The 23162-nt window shown below is 72.6% G+C and carries 20 protein-coding genes; 10 read left to right on the top strand and 10 right to left on the bottom strand.

Features of this window, described 5'->3' with window-relative positions; translation table 11 throughout:
- Positions 1–10 precede the first annotated feature (10 nt).
- Positions 11–994, bottom strand: coding sequence for a hypothetical protein (locus tag ACFYYB_RS08770; RefSeq protein WP_389434092.1), 984 nt, complete (start codon positions 992–994; stop codon positions 11–13).
- Positions 991–1515, bottom strand: a complete 525-nt coding sequence (locus tag ACFYYB_RS08765) for a SigE family RNA polymerase sigma factor (RefSeq protein ID WP_389434090.1) — start codon at positions 1513–1515, stop codon at positions 991–993. The genes ACFYYB_RS08770 and ACFYYB_RS08765 overlap by 4 nt, the downstream gene beginning before the upstream one ends.
- A 540-nt stretch (positions 1516–2055) precedes the next feature.
- Here ACFYYB_RS08765 and ACFYYB_RS08760 point away from each other — a divergent pair.
- The gene (locus ACFYYB_RS08760; protein ID WP_389434089.1) at positions 2056–2496 is read left to right on the top strand and encodes an FG-GAP repeat domain-containing protein; all 441 of its coding nucleotides are present in this window, start codon (positions 2056–2058) and stop codon (positions 2494–2496) included.
- A gap of 33 nt (positions 2497–2529) precedes the next feature.
- Here the strand turns inward: ACFYYB_RS08760 and ACFYYB_RS08755 are convergent, their stop codons facing one another.
- Complete coding sequence (locus ACFYYB_RS08755) at positions 2530–4293, bottom strand: ABC-F family ATP-binding cassette domain-containing protein (RefSeq protein ID WP_389434088.1); 1764 nt, start codon at positions 4291–4293, stop codon at positions 2530–2532.
- 185 nt (positions 4294–4478) lie between these two features.
- The gene (locus ACFYYB_RS08750; RefSeq protein WP_389434087.1) at positions 4479–5354 is read right to left on the bottom strand and encodes an SDR family oxidoreductase; all 876 of its coding nucleotides are present in this window, start codon (positions 5352–5354) and stop codon (positions 4479–4481) included.
- A gap of 109 nt (positions 5355–5463) precedes the next feature.
- On the opposite strand from ACFYYB_RS08750, the gene ACFYYB_RS08745 reads away from it, so the two are divergent.
- A complete protein-coding gene (locus ACFYYB_RS08745) occupies positions 5464–5880 on the top strand; it encodes a winged helix-turn-helix transcriptional regulator (RefSeq protein WP_389434086.1) in 417 nt (138 codons plus the stop codon).
- A gap of 7 nt (positions 5881–5887) precedes the next feature.
- Here ACFYYB_RS08745 and ACFYYB_RS08740 read toward each other — a convergent pair whose 3' ends face one another.
- From ACFYYB_RS08740 to ACFYYB_RS08730, 3 genes are all read right to left on the bottom strand, one after another.
- Entirely contained in the window at positions 5888–6628 is a 741-nt protein-coding gene (locus tag ACFYYB_RS08740; RefSeq protein WP_389434967.1) for a PP2C family protein-serine/threonine phosphatase, read from the bottom strand.
- 128 nt (positions 6629–6756) lie between these two features.
- Positions 6757–7452, bottom strand: coding sequence for a hypothetical protein (locus ACFYYB_RS08735; RefSeq protein ID WP_389434084.1), 696 nt, complete (start codon positions 7450–7452; stop codon positions 6757–6759).
- 70 nt (positions 7453–7522) lie between these two features.
- A complete protein-coding gene (locus ACFYYB_RS08730; RefSeq protein ID WP_389434083.1) occupies positions 7523–8185 on the bottom strand; it encodes a TetR/AcrR family transcriptional regulator in 663 nt (220 codons plus the stop codon).
- 120 nt (positions 8186–8305) lie between these two features.
- Here ACFYYB_RS08730 and ACFYYB_RS08725 point away from each other — a divergent pair, with 120 nt between their 5' ends.
- Both ACFYYB_RS08725 and ACFYYB_RS08720 read left to right on the top strand, forming a co-directional pair.
- Entirely contained in the window at positions 8306–9808 is a 1503-nt protein-coding gene (locus ACFYYB_RS08725) for an APC family permease (protein WP_389434081.1), read from the top strand.
- A 125-nt stretch (positions 9809–9933) separates the two neighbouring features.
- Positions 9934–11541 carry an amidohydrolase gene (locus tag ACFYYB_RS08720; protein ID WP_389434080.1) on the top strand — a complete coding sequence of 536 codons (1608 nt, stop codon included), beginning with the start codon at positions 9934–9936 and terminating at the stop codon, positions 11539–11541.
- Between the two features lie 54 nt (positions 11542–11595).
- Here the strand turns inward: ACFYYB_RS08720 and ACFYYB_RS08715 are convergent, their stop codons facing one another.
- From ACFYYB_RS08715 to ACFYYB_RS08705, 3 genes are all read right to left on the bottom strand, one after another.
- Entirely contained in the window at positions 11596–12501 is a 906-nt protein-coding gene (locus ACFYYB_RS08715) for a phosphatase PAP2 family protein (protein WP_389434078.1), read from the bottom strand.
- Positions 12502–12804: 303 nt separating this feature from the next.
- A complete protein-coding gene (locus ACFYYB_RS08710) occupies positions 12805–13845 on the bottom strand; it encodes a LacI family DNA-binding transcriptional regulator (protein WP_389434076.1) in 1041 nt (346 codons plus the stop codon).
- Between the two features lie 26 nt (positions 13846–13871).
- Positions 13872–15500: a glycoside hydrolase family 13 protein gene (locus ACFYYB_RS08705; RefSeq protein WP_389434074.1), complete on the bottom strand. Its 1629-nt coding sequence runs from the start codon at positions 15498–15500 to the stop codon at positions 13872–13874.
- 219 nt (positions 15501–15719) lie between these two features.
- Here ACFYYB_RS08705 and ACFYYB_RS08700 point away from each other — a divergent pair, with 219 nt between their 5' ends.
- The 6 genes from ACFYYB_RS08700 to alc all read left to right on the top strand — a co-directional run bounded on the left by ACFYYB_RS08700 (position 15720) and on the right by alc (position 22880).
- On the top strand, positions 15720–16997 hold the full coding sequence (locus tag ACFYYB_RS08700; RefSeq protein ID WP_389434073.1) for an extracellular solute-binding protein: 1278 nt from the start codon (positions 15720–15722) through the stop codon (positions 16995–16997).
- Positions 16998–17004: 7 nt separating this feature from the next.
- Complete coding sequence (locus tag ACFYYB_RS08695) at positions 17005–18051, top strand: carbohydrate ABC transporter permease (protein WP_389434072.1); 1047 nt, start codon at positions 17005–17007, stop codon at positions 18049–18051.
- A 2-nt stretch (positions 18052–18053) separates the two neighbouring features.
- Positions 18054–18938, top strand: a complete 885-nt coding sequence (locus ACFYYB_RS08690) for a sugar ABC transporter permease (RefSeq protein WP_389434071.1) — start codon at positions 18054–18056, stop codon at positions 18936–18938.
- 52 nt (positions 18939–18990) lie between these two features.
- Positions 18991–20607 carry a glycoside hydrolase family 13 protein gene (locus ACFYYB_RS08685; protein ID WP_389434069.1) on the top strand — a complete coding sequence of 539 codons (1617 nt, stop codon included), beginning with the start codon at positions 18991–18993 and terminating at the stop codon, positions 20605–20607.
- On the top strand, positions 20604–21608 hold the full coding sequence (locus ACFYYB_RS08680) for a LacI family DNA-binding transcriptional regulator (RefSeq protein WP_389434067.1): 1005 nt from the start codon (positions 20604–20606) through the stop codon (positions 21606–21608). Before ACFYYB_RS08685 ends, ACFYYB_RS08680 begins: the two co-directional genes overlap by 4 nt.
- 132 nt (positions 21609–21740) lie before the next feature.
- On the top strand, positions 21741–22880 hold the full coding sequence (gene alc, locus ACFYYB_RS08675; RefSeq protein ID WP_389434066.1) for an allantoicase: 1140 nt from the start codon (positions 21741–21743) through the stop codon (positions 22878–22880).
- The last annotated feature ends 282 nt before the right edge of the window (positions 22881–23162 follow it).

The following is a 23162-nucleotide window of genomic DNA, read 5'->3' as shown; positions in this document are numbered from 1 at the left end:
GTCCTCCCCGTTACGGGAGGGACTTGTCGTACACCGTGTCCTGGTCGGAGTCGTAGACCTGCTTGCCCTGGGCGTCGTAGCCCTTGACCCGCGGGGCCTTGGTGACGGACCGGTCCAGCATTCCGGTGGCGGCGAACCAGCCGTGGTCCAGGGCGGCTTCGACCGTGGCGCCGCCGTAGCCGACGGTGATCCGGGTGACGCCGGGATCGAAGGTGCCGATGCTGCCCCAGCGGTAGGGCAGCTTCCAGGAGCCCTCGGAGCGCAGCTTCTGGCGGTAGAGGCTGCCGCCGTTGTCGTCGGGGCGGACGAGTCCGCGCCCGGGGTCCTTGGTGTCGCCGACGGAGCTGTTGAGCCCGCCGACCCTGCCTTCCTTGCCGTCCTTGACCGCGCAGATCAGCCGGGTCGGACGCGGGGCGTCCTTGACGGCGACGACGTACCGGCCGTCGCCGGGGGAGTTGTCGTTGCCGGTGCTGTTCTGCCCGAGCAGGATCCGGTAGTCGGAGGCCTTGCCCAGGTCCTGCCCGAACCCCGACGGGTCGGGGTTCTGCCGGCGGTCGGTGAGACACAGTTCGAGGCCGGCGGCCGCCTCCTGGAGGGTGATCCCGTCGACGAGCTGCCCGGGGGTCGCGGGTGCGGCCGGTCCCGGAGGGGCTTGCGGGGTGGGCGGCGGCGCGCTCGCCTTCGGGCCGCCGGCCGCCACCGGTCCGACCGCCGGCCCGTCCGTCGGACCGGTGGCGGCGCCGTTCCCGGTGAGGACCAGGGTCGTGACCGGGACGACGGCCAGCGCGACCAGGGCCGCCCCCGCCACCGCCAGCCTGCGGCTGCGCCGCTCGGCGCGGCCGCGCCGGAGGATCTCCGGATACGGCACGGCGGCGGGCCGCACCGCCTCGGCGCCCCGGGCCATCCAGCCCCGCAGGCTCAGCTCGAACTCTTCGTCCTGCCCGGCGTCGTCCTGCCCGGCGTCGTCCTGCACGCCGTCGTCCTGCACGTTCACAGGACCGCCCCCTTGCTCCTCGTCGCGATCCGGCCCAGTCCGGGCCGGGTGCGCAGTTTCGCCAGCGCCTTGGAGGCCTGGCTCTTGACGGTGCCTTGGGAGCACCCGAGGACATCGGCGGTCTCGGCCTCGGAGAGGTCCTCCCAGTACCGCATCACCACCACCGCCCGCTGACGGACGGGAAGTTCGGCCAGCGCCTCCATCAGCACACCGCGCTCTTCGGCCCACGCGCCCGCGTGGTCGCGCACCGTCGTGTCCGGCACGCTGCTCGTCAGCCGCTCGGCGAGCCGGCGCTTGCGGAACCGGTCGCTGTTGCACGTGACCAGCATCCGGCGGACGTAGGCCTCCGGGCTGTCCATGCGCGACACGCGCCGCCAGGAGCGGTACGCCTTCGCCAGCGCGGCCTGGGTCACGTCCTCCGCGTCGTAGGGATCACCCGTCAACAGGTAGGCGGTTCGCACCAGATGGGCCCAGCGCGCGGCCACGAACGACTCGAACTGAGCTTCTTCCTCGGCCTGCATCGGCACCTCCTCCCCCCTTGACCACCGCCCGCCGCGATTCGGTTGCCCGGAGGGGCGAACGAATTCTCGGGGGAGCCGTGGCGCCGCCGGCACGCTCGTCCGGGCGGAGGGGGCCCACCGGGTCCGCTTCCTCCTCGTTCGCGTGGTGCGTCCAGGGGTAGAACGTGCCGGCAGGGACTCGGCGCGCTTCGCTTTGGCCCGGCGCCACGTCCTGGAGTCCCGCCGCGCCCGTCGGCCCGTGGGACGCCCACCGCGTCAACGCACCGATCGATCTGCCGAACGGCGACGTCTTCCTGGTCGGTGTGACGATGTTCGGGGCGCCTTGGTACAGCGTGCGCTCGGAGGCCAAGGGCACCTGGGCGGCAGGGCAGCGCTTCCCGGCCGCCCAGGTCGATTCCTACTCGTGCAGAGCGTGCTCGCCGCCAACGGCACCGTGGTCGTCGCCTGGAGCTGGGACGGCCGTGCGCTGGTGTCCACGTTCGTGGGCGGTACCTGGGCGGCCCCACGGTACTCAGCGCGTCGAACGGCGGAGGCTTCGGTATGACCCTCGACGCCGAGGGCCGCCCGAGCGTGGCGCTCAGCCAGGACGAGCCGGACGCCGAAGGCGTCACCCGCAGGGTCGGATACCTCACGACCACCGCCTCGCGCAAGCTTCCCGTACGGCGCGATGTCACGGGCGACGGCAAGGCCGATGTCCTGGCCCTCGACGCCTCCGGTGAGCTCTGGCGCTACAACGGCACCGGGAACGGCAACGGTGTCGGCAGCACCTTCCAGAGCCGGGCCCTGGTCTTCAAGGACTGGGGCGGCAGCTACAAGGACGTCGTCGGCGCCGGGGACCTGAACGGTGACGGCAAGGCGGACCTCCTGTCCCGTGACACGGCGGGACGGCCGTGGCTGAACGCGGGCAAGGGCACCGGGGCCTTCGGCAACCGGACCGCCGTCGGCACCGAGCCGATCCGGGACTACACGAAGATCTCCTAAGGTCCTATCGAGTCCCAGTAGGTGTTACTGGGGCTATCGGGGCCTTGCTGTCGGGTGCTCATCGGCTGGAGTCGCGGGGGCCCCGTCCCGAAGTTCCAGCCGGTCACCACCGAACGCCGCGCGGAAGCGGGGGTCGTGGGAGACCGCGACCACCGCTCCCGGGTAGCCGGCGAGCGCCTGCTCGACCTCCTCGACCAGCGCGAGCGACACGTGGTTGGTCGGCTCGTCCAGTACGAGGACGTCGGCGGGCCGGGTCACCAGGCGGGCCAGTTCGAGGCGCCGCCGCTGACCTGCGGACAGCGCCGCGACCGGTACCGGCAGGTCCTCCTCGCGGAACAGCCCGAGCGTCAGCAGTTCCTCCGCGTGCTCCTCGGGCAGGCCGGGGAGCCCCGCCGCGAACGCGGAGAGCAGCGGGATCCGGGTGGGGGAGTGGGGCAACTCCTGTGCCAGATAGCCGAGTCGTACGTGCTCCGCGCGGCGCACCGTGCCCGTGTCCGGGGCCAGGTCGCCGGCCAGGACGCGCAACAGGGTGCTCTTCCCGGCCCCGTTCGGGCCGGACACCAGCAGCCGCTGCCCCGGCCGCACGGTGAGGGCGGGGAGCCGGAGCCGGTCGCCGACCCGGATCCCGGAGAGTTCGAGCAACAGCCCTTCGGGGGCTGGTGCGCGGGCGGGTTCGGGGCCGGTCCCGGAGCCGGTCGCGGGGGTGGTGGCGATCCCGGCGCCGAAGCGCAGGGGCACCGGCGGCGGTGCCACCGCCTCCGCGTGCAGCCGTTCGAGATGCGTCCGGGCCGCCCTGACCTGCCCGGACAGCTTGGCCTCGGAGGAACGGCGGTGCTTGCCGAAGCCCTGGCCGGGGTCCTTGCCGGTGTGGTCGAGCCGTCGGCCCGCCGCCGCGACCAGGCCCTCGGTGCGTGCCAGGTCCGCGCGCCACTCCGCGTACCGCTGCGCCCAGCGGCCGCGCGCGGCGGCCTTGGCCGCGAGGTATCCCGCCCAGCCGTCCCCGTACCGCACGACCGTGCGCAGGTCCCGGTCGACCTCCAGGACCGTGCTGGTGATCCGCTCCAGGAAGTCCCGGTCGTGGGTGACGACGACGAGCGTGCCCCGATGGGTGCGCAGCCGCTCCGCGAGCCAGTCGACGGCCCGCCGGTCCAGGTGGTTGGTCGGCTCGTCCAGGAGCAGGAGTTCGGGTGAGGCGGCCAGGACGCAGGCCAGCGCGAGCCGGGAGCACTCGCCGCCGGAGAGCGAGCCGAGGGTGCGGCCCCGGGTGACGTGGCCGAGGCCGAGCCCGTGCAGCGCGGCGTCGGTGCGGGCGTCTGCCTGGTAGCCGCCGCGTTCCTCGTAGGCGGTCAGGAGTGCGCCGTACGCGTCGAGGAGCGCGGGGTCGGGTTCGCCGCCGGAGTCGCCGAGGGCGGTCTCGGCGGCGCCGATGCGGGCCGCCAGCTCCCGCAGGTCGGCGAGGGCGAGGTCGACGGCGTCCTGGACGGTCAGTCCGGGTGCGAGGTCGAGGGTCTGGGCGAGGTGTCCGGTGCCGCCGGGGAAGACGGCGGTGACCTCGCCGCCGTCCGGCTGCTCGGCTCCGGCGAGCAGCCGGAGCAGGGTGGACTTGCCGGAGCCGTTCTCGCCGATGACGGCGGCCCTCTCACCGGGCCGTACGGTCAGCGACACCTGGTCGAGCACGACCCGGTCGCCGTAGGCCTTGGTGACTCCGGACAGCGTCAGCTGGGACTGGGACTGGGACTGGGACTGAGCCTGGGTCTGGGGCTTCGGGTGGGACTGCTGATGGGCGCGCGAGCGCATGGGGGATCCCCTCGGGGTACTCGGTCTTCTTCCACGTTCTCCTTCTGAATGCGGGCAGCGCGGACGCGCGACGCAGGGCCGGGCCCTGACGCCGCGTCCGCGCCGCGGATCAGCGGAAGAAGTAGTACGAGTACGAACCCATGAGGTCAACCTAACGCGAGGCGAGCCGCCCCGTCTCGGGAGTTTCAGCCGGCGCTCGGGGCGGTGGCCACCGCCCGGGCCACCGTGTCCGCCATCGGCGTCGTGGGGCGGCCGATCAGGCGGGACAGGTCGCCGGAGGTGCCGGCCAGGCGGCCGCGCTCGATGGCGAGGTCCACGTCGACCAAGATCGCGGCGAACGGCGCCGGGACTCCCGCGCCGGTGAGCACCGCGTGGTGGGCCTCCGGGGTCACGGCGTTGTACGTGATCTCCCGGCCCGTGGCCCGCGCCACCGCCGCCGCGTACTCCGCGAAGGACCACGCCACGTCGCCGCTCAGCTCGTACGCCCGGTCGAGGTGGCCCTCCCCGGTCAGCACGGCCGCGGCGGCCGCCGCGTAGTCGGCCCGCGCCGCCGAGGCCACCCGGCCCTCGCCCGCGTTGGAGAGGACGGCCCCGTGCGCGAGCACCGGAGCCAGGTTGCCGGTGTGGTTCTCGGTGTACCAGCCGTTGCGCAGGAAGGTGTACGGCAGGCCGGAGGCGAGGATCAGCTCCTCGGTCGCCCGGTGCTCGGCGGCCAGGTCGAAGTCCGCTTCGGGGCCGCCCAGGATGCCGGTGTACGCGAACTGCGCCACCCCGGCCGCCTTCGCCGCGTCGATCACGGCGGAGTGCTGGGGCACGCGCCGGCCGACCTCGCTCCCGGAGATCATCAGGACGCGGTCGCCGGAACGGAACGCCCCGGCGAGGGTCTCGGGCGCGCTGTAGTCGGCGATGCGCAGTTCGATGCCCAGCGCGGCGAGCGGGGCGGCCTTCTCCTTGTCGCGGACGACCGCGGCGATCTCCCCGGCGGGGACGTCCCGGGCGAGCAGTTCGTCGATGACGAGACGGCCGAGGGCTCCGGTGGCTCCGGTGACGACGATGCTCATGGTGGTTCACTCCTGGATCTGGACCTTGCTTCCCGTTCCCGGGCTGTGTACTCACCGTACGGTGGGCACTAACCAAACGACAGTACCCACTTTGAAGTAAGGTACTGGCATGGGAGTAAGTGAGATGCGCGAGAAGCTGGTCCGGGCCGAGGCCATGTGCCCGCACCGGCTCGTCCTGGAGCACGTCACCAGCCGCTGGGGCGTCCTCGTCCTGGACGCCCTGCTCGACCGCTCGTACCGGTTCAGCGAACTGCGCCGGGGGATCGGAACGCTCGCCAAGGTCAGCGAGAAGATGCTGACCCAGACCCTGCAGACGCTGGAGCGCGACGGGTTCGTGCACCGCGACGCCAAGCCCGTCATCCCGCCCCGCGTCGACTATTCGCTCACCCCGATGGGCCGCGAGGCCGCCGAGCGGGTCCGCGCCCTCGCCCAGTGGACCGGGGTGCGCATGGCGGACGTGCAGCGGGCGCGCGAGGCGTACGACGAGTCGAAGCGCGAGGCCGCGGCCACCCTGAACCAGGCCTAGCCGCCCCTCAGGCGCCGATGCGCACCAGTGCCAGCGTGATGTTGTCGGGGCCGCCGGCCTCGATGGCGGCCCGCCACAGCTCGAACGCGGCCTTGCCGTCGTCGTGCGTCCGCAACACCTCGTCGATGGCCTCGTCGGGCACCGGGTCGGTCAGCCCGTCGGTGCACACCAGGTAGCGGTCGCCCGTGGCCAGCGGGAACGTGGCCACGTGCGGGGTGAGGACGTGTTCGGCGCGGCTCCCGCCGAGGGTCTGCGTGACGGCCGACGTCGTGCGGTGCCCGGGCAGCGGCGGCGGGCTGTCGTCCACGCTGACCTGGCGCAATCCGTCCGCGGAGACGTGGAACACCTTGCTGTCGCCCACGTTGAACGACAACAGCGACTCCGGCATGACCAGGGTCCCGGCGACCGTGGTCCCCATCGAGGTCAGCTCCGGACGGCCCGCGGCGGCGGAGTGCACCGCGCGATTGCAGAGGTTGAGCGCGTCCTCGACCGCCTCGGCGCCGTCCAGCGTGGGGCCGAGCAGGGCGAGTTCCCGGACGACCAGCTCGCTGGCGACCTCGCCGGCCGGCTGTCCGCCGAGCCCGTCGGCGACCGCGACCACCAGCGGTCTGCCGAGGGGGAAGAGGAGGGTCTGCGGGCTCCGGGTCGTGGTCCCGCACAGCGTCCACGGTCCGATGACCAGGCTGTCCTCGTTGTGCTCGCGGACCAGCCCGACATGGCTCAGGGCGGTCACGGCTATGTACTCCACCACGAGGTCCCGCCTCTCCGCGAGGGCAGCCGCGTCGTCGGCTCCGCGTCTCGCCACCATTGTCCCGCCGCCGGGCGCGGGGCGCGTGTCCGTGGCCGCGGAGGCCAGTGCCGAGGTCGGCGCGGAGGTCAGTACTGCGTGCCCCTGGCCGTGAACGGGCCGGTCGCGGGGGCCACGCACTTGTCCGTGACGGGCTCCTCGCCGCCGCCCACCGAGCCCTCCACGCAGAGCCGTCCGCCGTTCTCGCGCAGGTCGAGGAGGAAGTGCGTGGTCGCGCCGGACTGCTCGAGGCCGTGGATGCGGTCGTCGGGGTAGCCGGCGGCGTTCAGGGCCGCCCTGACCTTGGCCGGGGTGGGCTCCGCGATCTTCTCGACGGCCAGGTAGACCTGCGACTCGTGGCTGACGCCCGCGCACCAGTCGCGGGTGTCCAGCTCCACCATGGGGCCCGCCGTGGGCGTGATCGGGGTGACCCCGGGGTTCTGCGCCTCCGCGCCGGGCGGCGCCGGCCGCGGGCTCGGCGGACCCTCCTGGAGGGTGCCCGGAGCCGGGCACGACTGCGCGATGTGCGCCTGTATCTCCGCGAGGGCCGGAGAGGTCAGGCTTCCCATGGGCTTCGCGGCAGCGGCTGCGGGCGCGGCCGAAGCCGCAGGCGTGGCCGAGGCGGCGGGCGCGGCCGGGGCTGCGGGCTCGCCGCCGCCGGTCGCCTTCGCGGTTCCGCACGCGCCGAGCGCCAGCACGGCGAGGGCCGTCAGGGCGACGGGGAGCAGCGGCCGGCGACGCGAGGAGCGGGAGAACGTGCTGGTGGAGCCATGGGTTCGGGTCATGCGGACAGTCTCTGATCATGCCGGGCCCGCCGCGTGAGTACGCGTACTCACCGGGGGCGGGGGTACTTGCTCAAGTCCTGTCCGCCTCCGTGACCACCCCCGTGACCGGCCCCGCCTCCACGACCGCCCCCGCCACGTCGCGCAGCCCCCGCGCGTACGCCAGGAACGCCGTCAGGCCCACCTCGAAGGCGGCCTCCGCGCGCCCCGGGCCCTGGGCGGCCAGCGCCCGGGCGAGCAGCGGGGTGCCCGGGGTCGGTTCCCACATGGCGTCCGGGGCCGCGAGGTCCAGGGCCGAGCCCAGGACGAGGTTCTCCAGGCCCGTGAGCAGCGGCATCACCTGCTCCGCGGCGAACCCGGCCCGTAGGAGCAGGGCGACCGCCCGCTCGTACTGCGCGAGCACCGCGGGCGCTCGTACCGGGGTGGTCATCAGCAGCGGGATGGCCCGCGGGTAGGCGGCGAAGGCGGCCCGGTACGAGCGGGCCCAGGCCTCCAGGGAACGGTCCCAGGGCTCCGGCGAGGACAGCGGCCCGCCGTCGATCCCGGCGCACACCCGCTCCCGGATCAGCTCGATCACCCCGGCCCGGCCGTCCACATGGTGATACAGCGACCCGGTCTGCACCCCGAGCGCCCGGGCGATCTGGGGGACGCTGAACTCGCCCTGCTCGGCCAGCAGTTGCAGGGCGGTAGCGCCGATCCGCTCCCGGTCGAGCAGTGGGGTGCGCGGCCGCGCCATCGTATTTCTCCCGCCGTCAGGTCTTCCCGTACGTCAAAACCGGAGGCTACATTGCCGCAAACCGAAAGCCTTTAGGTTTTGTCTCCCCGCAGCCTGCCGTTCGCAGAAGGGTGCTCCCGCATGCCCGAAACGCCCGAGCCGCCGAGAACCGGTACCGACCTGCGCCGCGGCGCCCTCGGTACCGCCGACATCTCCTTCTTCGTGGTCTCAGCCGCCGCCCCGCTCACCGTCATGGCCGGCGTCGCCCCCGTCGCGATCCTCCTCGGCGGCATCGGCGCCCCCGCCGGCTACCTCCTCGCCGGGCTCACCCTCGCGGTCTTCGCCGTCGGCTTCACTACCATGAGCCGCCACGTCCGCAGCGGCGGCGCCTTCTACGCCTACATAGCCCGCGGCCTCGGCAAGCGCGTCGGCATCGGCGCCGCGCTGCTCGCCCTCATCGGCTACAACGGCATGGAGATCGGCGTCTACGGGCTCCTCGGCACCACCACCGCCGACACCGGGCACGCCCTGGCCGGCCTCGACATTCCGTGGCTGCCCGTCTCCCTCGCCGGCCTCCTCCTCGTCTGGTACGGCGGCTTCCGCTCCATCGACTTCGGCGCCAAACTGCTCGGCGTCCTGCTCGTCGCCGAGACCGGGATCCTCGTCCTGCTCGCAGGCGGCGTCCTGCTGAAGGGCGGCGCCCACGGCCTCTCCCTCGGATCCTTCGCCCCCGGCGCGGTGCTCGTCCCCGGCACCGCGGCCGTCCTGGCCTTCGCCTTCGCCGCGTTCACCGGCTTCGAGTCCACCGTCATCTACCGCCGCGAGGCCCGCGACCCGGACCGGACCGTCCCGCGCGCCACCTACATCGCCGTCGCCTTCCTCGGCCTCTTCTACGCCTTCATCGTCTGGACCGTCATCCAGGCCTTCGGCTCCGAGGAGGTGCTCGCCGCGGCCGCCGAGGACCCCGCCGGGCTCTTCTTCACCGCCATCACCACCTACGTGGGCCCCTGGGCGGCCGACCTGATGCACGTCTTCATCGTCACCAGCGTCATCGCCTCCCTCCTCGCCTTCCACAACGCCATCAACCGGTACGCGCTGGCCCTCGCCGAGGAGGGCGTCCTGCCCGCCGCCCTCGGCCGGATCCACCCGCGCCACGGCTCCCCGTACCTCGCCGGCGCGGCGCAGACCGCCCTCGGAGCCGTGATCGTCCTCGGCTTCGCCCTCGCCGGAGCCGACCCATACCAGCAGCTGCTGCTCTGGGTGAACACACCCGGCATGATCGGCCTCATGGCCCTGATGCTGCTCGCCGCCATCGCCGTACCCGTCTACTTCCACCGCGCCCGGCACGACGAGGGCCCCTGGCGGACCCTGATCGCGCCCGTCATCGCCGCGGTGCTGCTGGCCGTCGCGATCTGCCTGGTCGTCTCCAAGGTGGCCCTCTTCACCATGGCCTCCACCACCGTCAACACCCTCCTCGTGGCCCTCGTGCCCGCCGTCTTCCTCGCCGGGCTCGCCCTCGCCCAGCGCCTGAAGACCCGCCGGCCCGAGGTCTACGCCCGCTTCGCGGAGGAGCCGGCCGGGGAAGCCGGACCTGCGGCACCGGCAGCGCACGGGGAGCCGGCGGCTCCCGTGGCGTCCGCGTAGCCCGCAGCACCCGTACCGCCCGAACAGCACCAGCCCGAACCGCACTTGCCCGAACAGCCCGACCAGCCCGACCCGCACTTGCCCGATCAGCCCGACCAGCCCGAACCCCCGCAAGGAGTAGAGCCGTGCCCGCTGCCGACACCGTCCTCACCGGAGCCCGCGTCCGCACCCTCGACCCCGCCCGCCCCGAGGCCCGCGCGGTGGCCGTCCTCGGCGGCGAGATCGTCGCCGTCGGCGACGAGGCCGACGTCCGCGACTGGCGCGGCCCCGGCACCGAGACCGTCGACCTCGGCGGCGCCACCCTCACCCCCGGCCTCACCGACGCCCACAGCCACCCCGTCTGGGGCATCGAGATGGCGACCGGTACGGACCTCTCCGCCGTCACCGACCTCGACCAGCTCCGCGCCGCCCTGCGCACCGCCGAGCGGGGCCCCGGCGGCTGGATCACCGGCTTCGGCCTCGACCACAACGCCTTCGGCGGCCGCCCCGTCGACAAGGCCCTGATCGAGGAGGCCCTCGCCGGGGCCCCCGCTTTCCTGCGCCTCTACGACGGCCACTCCGCGCTCGCCTCCGGCGCGGCCCTGGCCGCCGCCGGGATCACCGGCCCGCGCGCCTTCGCCCAGCGCTCCGAGATCGTCTGCGACTCCGACGGGCGGCCCACCGGCCACCTCGTCGAGCACGCCGCGATGGACTTGGTCGGCTCGCTCGCGCCGAAGCCCACGTACACCGAGCGCCGGGAACGCCTCACCGCGCTGCTCCGCGACATGGCGGCCACCGGCCTGACCGGCGCCCACGTCATGGACCTCGGCGACGGGGACGTACCCGCCCTGCTCGCGACCGCCGAGTACGAGGGCGACCTGCCGCTGCGGCTGAACCTCTCGCCCTGGTGCATGCCCGGCGCCACCGCCGAGGACCTGGAGGAGCTGATCGAGCTCCAGCGGCTCGCGGGCCGGCACTGGAAGGTCGGCGGGGTGAAGTTCTTCATGGACGGCACCGTCGAGGGCGGCACCGCCTGGCTGGAGCACGCCGACTGCCACGGCCGGGGCACCGACGCCTTCTGGCCCGACCCGCGTGCCTACGCCGAGGCGGTACGGGTCCTCGACGCGGCCGGGGTGCGCACCGCGACCCACGCCATCGGGGACGCGGCGGTCCGGCACGTCCTCGACACCGTGGAGTCGCTCGGCGCGCGGGGCCGGATGCGGCACCGGATCGAGCACATCGAGACGGTCCCGGACGGCCAGCTGAAGCGGTTCGCGGAGCTCGGGGTGATCGCCTCCATGCAGCCGCCGCACACCGCGTACACCCGGGCCGACCACAGCGACGAGTGGTCCAAGCGGCTGGGGGAGGAGCGGGCGGGCCGCGCCTGGCGCTGCCGGGACCTGCGGGAGGCCGGTGCGGTGCTCGCGCTCGGCTCGGACTGGCCCATCGCCCACTACGACGCCCGCCAGGTCCTGGCCACCGCCCGCAGCCCGCGCGGCGCGGCCTCGGCCGGTACGGGGGCCTGGACCGGGGCGGCCCTGAGCGGGTCGATGGCCCTGGAGGGCATGACCTCGCACGCCGCGCTGGCGGCGGGGGAGGAAACGGTGGCGGGCCGGATCGCGGCCGGCTACCGGGCGGACCTGACCGCCTTCGGCGTGGACCCGGTGGACGCCCCGGCGGACGAGCTGGCCGGGGCGCCGGTCCGGCTCACCATGTCGGGCGGTCGCATCACGCACCGGGCGGTGTCGGGCTGACGGGCGGGCCCGCTGAGCGGGGGCGCCGGGCGGGGCCGGAATCCGCCGCGCGGCTCAGCGCTGGAAGCGGGCCAGCGCCGGGTGGTTCAGGAGGGCCGCCGCCAGCGGGTGGCGGCCGGTCTCCTCCGGCCGGCGCGGCAGCCGGTGCGGGAGGGACCCGTACCAGGCACGGGAGACGGCGTAGCCGAAGGCCAGGCAGAGCATGCCGCCGAGGGCGTCGAGCCAGAAGTGGTTGGCGGTGGACACGATCACGACCAGGGTCGCCGTCGGGTAGAGCAGGCCCAGGATCCGGGCCCAGGGGGCGGAGGCGACCGCGAAGATCGTCAGTCCGCACCAGAGCGACCACCCTATGTGCATGGACGGCATGGCGGCGTACTGGTTCGACATGTGCTTGAGGTTGCCCGAGGCCATGGAGCCCCAGGTGTGGTGGACCAGCACGGTGTCGATGAAGTTCTGCCCGTTCATCAGCCGGGGCGGCGCGAGCGGGTAGAAGTAGTAGCCGACCAGGGCGACGCCCGTGGTGGCGAAGAGGACGAGCCGGGTGGCCGCGTAACGCCCGGGATGAAAGCGGTAGATCCAGACCAGAACGCCGATGGTCATGACGAAGTGGAGCGTGGCGTAGTAGTAGTTCATGCTCACCACGAGCCAGGTCACCGAATTGACGGCGTGGTTGACCCTCTCCTCGACGGCGATGCCGAGGGTCTGCTCGACCTTCCAGATCCAGTCGGCGTTCGCGAGCGCGGCGGCCTTCTGCTCGGGCACGGCGTTGCGGATCAGCGAGTACGTCCAGTAGCTGACCGCGATCAGCAGGACCTCGAACCAGATCCGGGGTCGCCGCGGCACGCGCAGCCTGGAGAGCACGGCACGCTCGGACGACTCCGGGCGGTCCTGGTTCTCGGTCACGGGGGATGACGAGACGTCCGTCCGGGTATCCAGTGTCTTCACGCTCGCTTCACCCATAGGAAAAGAGTCTGCCAGATGCGGACTCGCCTCCGATCATCCCTTGGGACGGTCTTGGCCGCAGCCTCTCCGCCTCGAGGACGACCGGAGGCCGTGCGTCCCTAGGGGATGGATGGGGGTCGGTCCCCGGCCTCCCCGGGGACGGGCGTCCGGCCGGAGCTTCCCGTTGCGGATCAGGTCGCCGTCTGCTCCGTAGACGCTCACGAGGCCATTCCGGCCCCCGCGGAGTCGGTGCGGAAGGCGCGACGGGTACGGTTCGGGCCCCCGCGCCTCGGCCCCCCCGCGCCTCGGCCCCCCCGCGCCTCAGGCGCGCGCGCCCCCGCGGCCCTGCTGCGGTCCGGACGCGGTGGAGCCGCGGACCACCAGCTCGGGCAGGAACACGAACTCGCTGTGCGGGGCCGGCGTACCGCCGATCTCCTCCAGCAGGGTCCGCACCGCGGCCTGGCCCATGGCCTGTACCGGCTGGCGGATGGTGGTCAGCGGCGGGTCCGTGAACGCTATGAGCGGAGAGTCGTCGAAGCCGACCACCGACACGTCCTGCGGGACCCTGTGACCCTGCTGCCGGGCCGCCCGGATCGCGCCGAGCGCCATCATGTCGCTCGCGCACACCACCGCCGTGCAGCCGCGCGCGATCAGCGCCGACGCGGCGGCCTGCCCGCCCTCCAGCGTGTAGAGGGAGTGCTGGATCAGCTCCTCGACCTCTTCCTCGCCGAGTCCGAGCCGCTCCTTCATGCCGAGGCGGAAGCCCTCGATCTTGCGGAGCACCGGCACGAACCGCTTGGGTCCGACGGCCAGCCCGATCCGGGTGTGCCCGAGCGCCGTCAGGTGGGTCACCGCGAGCTGCATCGCGGCCCGGTCGTCGGGGGAGACGAAGGGGGCCTGCACCTTGTCGGAGAAGCCGTTGATGAGGACGTACGGGACGCCCTGGCCGCGGAGTTGGTCGTAGCGGCCCATGTCGGCGGTGGTGTCCGCGTGCAGTCCGGAGACGAAGATGATCCCGGAGACCCCGCGCTCGACGAGCATCTCGACGAGCTCGTCCTCGGTGGATCCGCCGGGCGTCTGCGTGGCCAGCACCGGGGTGTACCCCTGCCGGGTCAGCGCCTGGCCGATGACCTGGGCGAGCGCCGGGAAGATGGGGTTGTCCAGCTCGGGGGTTATCAGGCCGACGAGTCCCGCGCTGCGCTGGCGCAGGCGTACGGGGCGTTCGTACCCGAGCACGTCGAGCGCGGCCAGCACGGATTCACGGGTGCCTGCGGCCACACCGGGCTTGCCGTTGAGCACGCGGCTGACTGTGGCTTCGCTGACCCCCGCCTGGGCTGCGATGTCGGCTAGCCGTGCGGTCACGGGATTGGACTGTACCGGTCGGACGTTCACAATGACCACCACGTGCACGAATCGGGGGGAAGCCGGACGGTACGGCCGTCCGTCTCCACCGGGGCGCTGGACAGGACGGGGCGTCCGGGCGAGGGCAGTTCGAGCGGGACCGGGCGGGTGTTGAGCGTGCACGCGAAGCCGGGGCGGGTGAAGAGCAGCACCCCCTCGGGCGCGGGCAGCCACCGCATTCCGGGCTCGTCCCCGGTGACCCCCGCCTCCGCGGCCCCGAGGCCCGGCATAGCCCGGCGCAGTTCCAGGGCGGCCCGGTAGAGCTCCAGGGTGGAGTGGGGGTCCCCGGTCTGCGCGGCGACGCTGAGCCCGCCCCAGCCCGCCGGCTGCGGGAGCCAGCTCCCGGCCGGCCCGAAGTCGTACGGGGGCTCCTCGCCGGACCACGGGATCGGCACCCGGCAGCCGTCGCGCAGCCCGTCCTGCCCGGCGCTCCGGGCGAAGGCCGGGTCCCGGCGGGCGGAGTCCGGGAGGTCGCTCACCTCGGGCAGGCCCAGCTCCTCGCCCTGGTAGACGTACGCCGATCCGGGCAGCGCCAGCATCAGCAGCGCGGCCGCCCGCGCCCGGGCCAGGCTGCCGTAGCGGGTGCGGTGGCGCACGACGTCGTGGTTGGACAGCACCCAGGTGGTCGGGGCGCCGACGGAGGCGGTGGCGGCCAGCGACTCGTCGATGACGGTGCGCAGCGCGCCGGTGTCCCACGGGCATTCCAGGAAGCGGAAGTTGAAGGCCTGGTGCAGTTCGTCGGGGCGGACGTACAGCGCGAGCCGCTCGGAGGTGGGCGCCCAGGCCTCGGCGACCCCGATGCGCGGGACCTCGTAGGAATCGAGCAGCCGCCGCCAGGAGCGGTGGATCTCGTGGACGCCGTCCTGGTCGAAGAAGGGGAGCGGCTCGGTGCCGATCAGGGTGGCCTGCGCTCCGCGGCCGATGTCCGGCATGCCTGGGGCCTTGACCATGCCGTGGGCCACGTCCACCCGGAAGCCGTCGACGCCGAGGTCGAGCCAGAACCGCAGGACGGCGGAGAACTCCTCGGCGACCTCGGGGTTCTCCCAGTTCAGGTCGGGCTGCTCGGGGGCGAAGAGGTGCAGGTACCAGGCCCCGTCCGGGGTCCGGGTCCAGGCGGGTCCGCCGAAGACCGATTCCCAGTCGTTGGGCGGGAGCTCCCCGGCGGGCCCCCGGCCGGGGCGGAAGTGGTAGCGCTCGCGGGCCCCGGGTTCCCCGGCCAGCGCCGCCCGGAACCAGACGTGCTGCTCGGAGGTGTGGTTCGGGACCACGTCCACGATCACCCGCAGCCCCAGGGCGTGCGCGGCCCGGATGAGCTCGTCGGCGTCGGAGAGGTCCCCGAAGAGGGGGTCGACGGCCCGGTAGTCGGCGACGTCGTAGCCGCCGTCCGCCTGCGGGGAGACGTAGAAGGGGGTCAGCCACACCGCGTCGACCCCGAGCCGGGCCAGGTGGGGCAGGTGCTCGCGGATCCCGCGCAGGTCCCCGACGCCGTCGCCGTCGCTGTCGGCGAAGGAGCGCACGTACACCTGGTAGATGACGGCATCGCGCCACCAGCCGCCGCTCGTGGTGGCGTTGCTGGAAGCGCTTGCAAGCCGGGAGGCGGTCAACTCGTGGGTCATATCGGGTCAACGCGCGTACGAGCCCCCTGGTTGCGGGCCCGGACAGTCGAAGAGGGTTCGAACTAACAGCAAGCTGCGGCAACCGTCCGGACACACGGATGTAACGATCACCCCTTCTTGCAGAAAGTTCCCGCAAGGTCTTTCGGTCGGCTTTCAGGCTTGTTACGTTCTCGGCAACTCGGGACGCGAGGCGCGGCCGGGATCATCGAAGGAGTTCATATGCGGCGTGGCATAGCGGCCACCGCGCTGGTCGCGGCTCTGGCGCTCGCGGCGACGGCTTGCGGCGGTGACACCAAGGACGGCGGCAACAGCGGCGCCAAGGCCGACGGGGAGCTCTCCGGCACGGTCACGTGGTGGGACACCTCGAACGACGCCGAGAAGGCGTCCTTCCAGAAGCTCGCCGAGGCGTTCACCGCCAAGCACCCCAAGGTGACCGTCAAGTACGTCAACGTTCCCTACGGCGACGCGCAGAACAAGGTCAAGAACGCCTTCAGCAGCGGCTCCGAGGCCCCCGACGTGATCCGCGCCGACGTGGGCTGGGTCGCCGACTTCGCCTCCCTCGGCTACCTCGCCGAGGTCCCGGCCGACACGGCCAAGAAGGTCGACGCCGAGTTCCTGCCCCAGGCCGCCGCCAGCGGCAAGTACGAGGGCAAGACCTACGCCGTCCCGCAGGTCATCGACACCATGGGCCTCTTCTACAACAAGAAGATGCTCGCCGACGCCGGCGTCCAGCCCCCCAAGACGCTGGAAGAGGTGAAGACCGCCGCCGCGGCCATCAAGGCCAAGACCGGCAAGGCCGGCCTCTACCTGCGCGGCGACGACTCCTACTGGTTCCTCCCCCTCATCTACGGAGAGGGCGGCGACCTCGTCGACGCGAAGACCAAGACGGTCACCGTCGACAACGCGGCGGGCGTCAAGGCCTTCAAGGCCGCCCGCGACCTGGTCACCTCGGGTGCGGCGATCACCAACGCCACCGACGGCTGGACCAACATGCAGACCGCCTTCAAGACGGGCGAGGCCGCGATGATGATCAACGGCCCCTGGGCCGTGGCCGACAGCTACGCGGGCGACCAGTTCAAGGACAAGGCCAACCTCGGCATCGCCGCGGTCCCGGCCGGCTCCGTCAAGGCGGGCGCCCCGCAGGGCGGCCACGACCTGGCCGTGTACGCGGGCTCCAAGAACATCGCCGCCGCGAACGCCTTCGTCGACTACATGACCTCGCAGGAGGTGCAGGTCCAGTCCGCCAAGGAGCTGAGCCTGCTCCCGACCCGGACGGCCGCCTACGAGCAGCCCGACGTCAAGTCCAGCGAGATGGTGCAGTTCTTCAAGCCGGCCGTGGACAAGGCCGTCGAGCGCGCCTGGATCCCGGAGAACGGATCCCTCTTCGAGCCGCTCAAGGTCGAATACACCAAGGCGATCACCGGGGCGTCGAGCCCCGAGGACGCGGCCAAGGCGGCCGGCGCCGAATTCCGCAAGATCCTCAAGGGCTGGAAGTAACGAAAAGATGGCTGCTCACACCAGCCAGTCGGTGGCGAAGGCCGCGGACGGCGAGACCGGCCCTGACGCCGGTTCCGCCGTCCGCGGCCGGAGCCGCAGGACTGACGGAAACGCCGGCGGGAAGAACCGCCCCGGGCTGAAGCGGGCCCTGGCCACCCACTGGTACGCCTGGGCCATGATCACCCCCGTGGTGCTCGTGCTCGGCGTGATCATCGGCTGGCCGCTCGTCCGCGGCGTCTACCTGTCCCTGACCGACGCCACCGAGCGCAACGTCAGCCGGACCATCGGCGTCAACCACATCGAGGCCACGTACCAGTTCATCGGCCTCGACAACTACGCCGAGGTCCTCGCCGACCCGGTGTTCCTGCAGCGGCTGGTGTGGACGGTGACGTGGACCGTCGCCTGCGTATCGGTCACCTTCGCGCTGGGCCTCGGCCTCGCCACCCTGCTCAACCGCGAGTTCAAGGGACGCGCCGCCTACCGGATGGCGCTCATCCTGCCCTGGGCCGTCCCCGGATTCGTCTCCGTCTTCGCCTGGCGGTTCCTCTTCAACCGCGACAACGGCATCCTCAACAAGATCCTCGAAGGCGGCGGCATCTCCGCCGTCCCGTGGCTCGACGACCCGACCTGGGCCAAGATCGCGGTCATCGCCGTCAACGTCTGGCTCGGCGTCCCCTTCATGATGGTCGCCCTGCTCGGCGGCATGCAGTCGATCCCCGGCGAGCTCTACGAGGCGGCCGAGATGGACGGGGCCAGCCCCTGGCAGCGGTTCCGCCACATCACCCTGCCGGGACTGCGCACGGTCAGCATGACCGTGATCCTGCTCTCCACCATCTGGACCTTCAACATGTTCCCGGTGATCTTCCTGCTCACCCGGGGCGGCCCCGGCGACTCCACGGAGATCCTGGTGACCCAGGCCTTCCGCGAGGCGTTCGTGACCAGCCCGCGCGACTTCGCGGTCTCGGCGACCTGGGGCGTACTGATCCTCCTGCTGCTCACGATGTTCGCGCTGGTCTACCGGCGCTCGCTGCGCAAGCAGGGAGAGGTGTGGTGACCATGACGACGACCGACTCCGCTCGTTCCGCCGGTGCCGCGAAGGACGGCTCCGCCCGCCCCCGCGGCAAGCGCTCCGCGCTCGCCTCCGCCGGCCTGCACGGCACCCTGGCCTTCGCCGCCGTGATCGCCGTCTTCCCGGTGCTGTGGATCCTGCTGACCTCCCTCAAGCCCGCGAAGCACGCCATCTCCACGGACTTCGTCAAGGAACCGACCCTCGACAACTACCGCTACCTGGTGGAGTCGACCTCCTTCCTCACCTGGTTCGGCAACTCCGTCCTGGTCGCCGGCATCACCACCGTCCTCGGGGTGTTCATCGCCGCCACCACCGGATACGCCGTCAGCCGCTTCAAGTTCCCCGGAATGAAGCCGCTGATGTGGACCCTGCTCATCACGCAGATGTTCCCGATGGCCATCCTCATCGTGCCGCTCTACAACCTCATGGGCGACCTGGGGCTGCTCAACCAGCCGCTCGGCCTGGTGATCACGTACCTCACCATCGCCGTGCCGTTCTGCGCCTGGATGATGAAGGGCTTCTTCGACACCATCCCGGTCGAGATCGACGAATCCGGCCGCGTCGACGGGCTCAACCCCTTCGGCACCTTCTGGCGCCTGATCCTGCCGCTCGCCAAGCCCGGCCTCGCCGTCACCGGCTTCTACGCCTTCATCACCGCCTGGGGCGAGGTCGCCTACGCCTCCGCCTTCATGGTCGGCGACGAGCACCTCACGCTGGCCGGCGGCCTGCAGACCTTCGTCACCCAGTACACCTCCAACTGGGGTGCGATGAGCGCCGCTTCCATCCTCATCGCCATCCCCGCGGCGTTCTTCTTCCTCTTCGCCCAGCGTCACCTCGTCGCCGGGATGACGGCGGGCGCGACCAAGGGCTGACCACCCCGCGCCCCGCCCTCGTACCAACCGGCCCGACCTCTTCAAGGACGACATGACCCAGCACCTCGCCGCCGAACCCTCGCTGGACGGCCTCCCCACCTCCACCGGCACCCAGCCCGGCTGGTGGAGAGAAGCGGTGATCTACCAGGTCTATCCGCGCAGTTTCGCCGACTCCAACGGGGACGGCATGGGGGACCTCGAAGGCATCCGCAGCCGACTGCCCTACCTCAAGGACCTCGGCGTCGACGCCGTGTGGCTCAGCCCCTTCTACGCCTCCCCGCAGGCCGACGCGGGCTACGACGTCGCCGACTACCGGGCCATCGACCCGATGTTCGGCAGCCTCCACGACGCCGACGCCGTGATCCGCGAAGCCCACGCCCTGGACCTGCGGATCATCGTGGACCTGGTCCCCAACCACTGCTCCGACCAGCACGAATGGTTCAAGCAGGCACTGCGCGAAGGGCCCGGTACGCCGCTGCGCGAACGGTTCCACTTCCGCGCGGGGCGGGGCGCCGACGGCTCGGAGCCCCCCAACGACTGGGAGTCCATCTTCGGCGGACCCGCCTGGACCCGGGTCGCCGACGGGGAGTGGTACCTGCACCTCTTCGCGCCCGAGCAGCCCGACTTCAACTGGGAACACCCGGCCGTCCAGGACGAGTTCCGCTCGATCCTGCGGTTCTGGCTCGACCTCGGCGCCGACGGCTTCCGCATCGACGTGGCCCACGGCCTGGTCAAGGCCCCCGGCCTGCCCGACCTCGGCCGCGGCGAACAGCTCAAGCTGCTCGGCAACCAGGTGCTGCCCTTCTTCGACCAGGACGGCGTCCACGAGATCTACCGCTCCTGGCGCCGGGTCCTCGACGAGTACGCCGGCGACCGCATCGGCGTCGCCGAGGCCTGGACCCCCAGCGCCGACCGGACCGCCATGTACCTGCGGCCCGACGAACTGCACCAGGCCTTCAACTTCCACTACCTGAACACCGGTTGGGACGCGCAGGCGCTGCGCGCCACCATCGACGAGTCCCTGGACGCGATGCGCCCGGTGGGCGCGCCGACCACGTGGGTCCTGTCGAACCACGACGTGGTGCGCCACGTCACGCGCTACGGCGGCGGGGCCCAGGGCCTGGCCCGGGCGCGGGCGGCCGCGCTGCTCATGCTGGCGCTGCCCGGATCGGCGTACGTCTACCAGGGCGAGGAACTCGGCCTGCCGGAGGTCGTCGACCTCCCCGACGCCGTCCGCCAGGACCCGGCCTTCGCCCGCGGCGCCGGGCAGGACGGACTGCGCGACGGCTGCCGCGTCCCGATCCCGTGGTCGGGCACCGAGGCCCCGTACGGCTTCAGCGAGGGCGGCAGCTGGCTGCCGCAGCCCGCCGAGTGGGCGGACCTGAGCGTGGCCGCGCAGACCGGCGACCCGGCCTCCACCCTGGAGCTCTACCGCGCCGCGCTGCGCCTGCGCCGCGCGCACCCCGAGCTGGGCGCGGGCGACGGCGTGGAGTGGCTGGAGGCCCCGGCGGGCGTCCTGGCCTTCCGCCGGGGGGACTTCACCTGCACGGTCAACACCACGGAGGAGCCGGTACGGATGCCCGCGCCGGGCACCGTACTGCTGGCGAGCGGGCCCCTGCCCGACGCGTCGGAGCTGCCGGCCGACACGGCGGTGTGGTGGCGGGGATGACCTCCCCGCTGCGGCTGACGGACATCGCCGCGCAGGCCGCGGTCAGCGAGGCGACCGTCAGCCGCGTGCTCAACGGCAAGGCGGGCGTGGCGTCCGGCACCCGGCACAAGGTGCTGGCCGCCATGGACCTGCTGGGGTACGAACGCCCCGTCCGGCTGCGCAGGCGCAGCAACGGCCTGGTGGGTCTCCTGACCCCGGAGCTGACCAACCCCATCTTTCCCGCGTTCGCCCAGGTCATCGAGCAGACCCTCGCGGGCCACGGCTACACCCCGGTGCTGTGCACGCAGACCCCGGGCGGGGCCACCGAGGACGAGCTGGTGGAGCAGCTCGAGGAGCGCGGGGTCACCGGCATCGTGTTCCTGTCCGGCCTGCACGCGGACTCCTCGGCCGATCCGTCCCGCTACCAGCGGCTGGCGGCCCGCGGGGTGCCCTTCGTCCTCATCAACGGCTTCAACGAACAGGTCCAGGCCCCCTTCATCTCCCCGGACGACCGCGCGGCGGCGGACATGGCGGTGCGCCACCTGGAGGACCTGGGCCACCGCAGGATCGGCCTGGCCATCGGGCCGACGCGCTACGTCCCGTCGGCCCGCAAGGAGGCGGGCTTCACCGCCGCCCTCCCCTCCGCGGCGGCCGAAGGCCTCATCCAGCGCACCCTCTTCACGGTCGAGGGCGGCCACGCGGCGGGCGGAGCCCTGTTGGACCGGGGCTGCACGGGCATCGTCTGCGGCAGCGACCCGATGGCACTGGGCGTCATACGGGCCGCCCGCGAACGGGGCCTGCGCGTGCCGGAGGACATCTCGGTGGTCGGCTTCGACGACTCCCCGCTGATCGCCTTCACCGACCCCCCGCTGACCACGGTCCGCCAACCGGTGCGCGCCATGGCCACGGCGGCGGTCGGAGCACTCCTGGAGGCGGTCGCCGGAACTCCGGTCCAGCGGACGGAGTACGTGTTCCAGCCGGAGCTGGTGGTCCGGGGGTCCACGGGACAAGGGCCCGGCTAGGAGCCACACCATTCGGAATTACTGAAAGGAACGATCGAAAACGGTCGATGGACGTGAGTGATCGCGGGCTGTGAGAGTTGTCGGTGTCACCCCAACTCCCTTGAAACCACAGCTGAAAGGCGTCCCTCACCCATGCGTCCTTCCTCCACCCCGCAGCCCGTTCCCGCCGAGTCCGCCTACGCCGCTCCGTACGTCTCGGGTGACCCGTACGCCGACTACCGCGGCACCGACGCCGCCTTCACCCGGCTGACCGACCTCGCCGACCGCCGGCTCGGCGCGGGCGTCGTCGCGGCCAACGACGAGTTCTTCGCGGACCGGGAGAAGCTCCTCTCCCGCACCCCCGCCGTCTTCGACGTCCACGACTACGGGAACAAGGGCAAGGTCATGGACGGCTGGGAGACCCGCCGCCGCCGCGGAGCCGACGCCGCCAACCCCTTCCCCGCCGACGCCGACCACGACTGGGCCCTGGTCCGCCTCGGCGCCGCCGGCGTCATCCGCGGCATCGTCGTGGACACCGCGCACTTCCGGGGCAACTTCCCCCAGCAGGTCAGCATCGAGGCCGCCGCGTTCGACGGCACGCCCTCCGTCGCCGAACTCCGGGAGAACGACGGCGCGTGGGAGGTCATCCTGCCCCGCACCCCCGTCCGCGGCCACGCCGCCAACGCGTTCCCCATCGACTCCGACCGCCGCTGGACCCACCTGCGGATCAACCAGCACCCCGACGGCGGCATCGCCCGCCTGCGCGTCCACGGCGAGGTCGTCCCCGACCCGGAGTGGCTGGGACTGCTCGGGGCCTTCGACGTGGCCTGCGTCGCCAACGGCGGCAGCGTGACGGACGCGTCGGACGGCTTCTACTCCTCGCCGGGCAACACGATCATGCCGGGACTCTCGCAGAAGCAGGACGACGGCTGGGAGACCCGGCGCCGCCGCGACAAGGGCAACGACTGGATCGAGTACCGGCTCGCCGCGCAGAGCGAGATCCGTGCGGTGGAGGTCGACACGGCGTACCTGAAGGGCAACGCCGCCGGCTGGGTGTCCCTGTCGGTCAAGGACGGCGAGGCCGCCGAATGGACCGAGGTGCTGTCCCGGACCGCCCTCCAGCCCGACACCCTGCACCGCCTCCCCCTGGCGGTCCCCGCCACGGCCACCCACGCCCGCCTGGACGTCTACCCCGACGGAGGCCTGGCCCGCCTGCGCCTCCACGGCCACCTCACCCAGGCCGGCGCGGCCGCCCTGACCGCCCGCGCGACCCGAGCGGCACACCGGAACTGAAGGAGTCCGCGGACCGCTCCGGGCGGTGAGGACGGTGGGGGTCATTGGTCCGGCCACGTCCCGGAGCAGGGCCTTGCCGTCCGCGGCACCGGCTGCCAGGCGCCGGCCGGCCGGTGCGCCACCCAGGTCGGCCCGGACCGCTGGCCCGGCAGCGTGCTCAGCCCGGCCCGATGCGCCCACCACCCCCGAGGGGCTGGTGGGCGTTCGCACGCCCCCACCCCCGACCCCCGTCGGAAACAATTCTGCAATCTCTTGCGCAAGGTCTTGCAGCGCCTCCTCCTG

This window comes from Streptomyces sp. NPDC002886 (genome assembly GCF_042888445.1).
GTDB lineage: Bacteria > Actinomycetota > Actinomycetes > Streptomycetales > Streptomycetaceae > Streptomyces.
The sequence above is the reverse complement of the archived record's forward strand: the minus strand, read 5'-3'. Positions and strand labels throughout refer to the sequence as shown.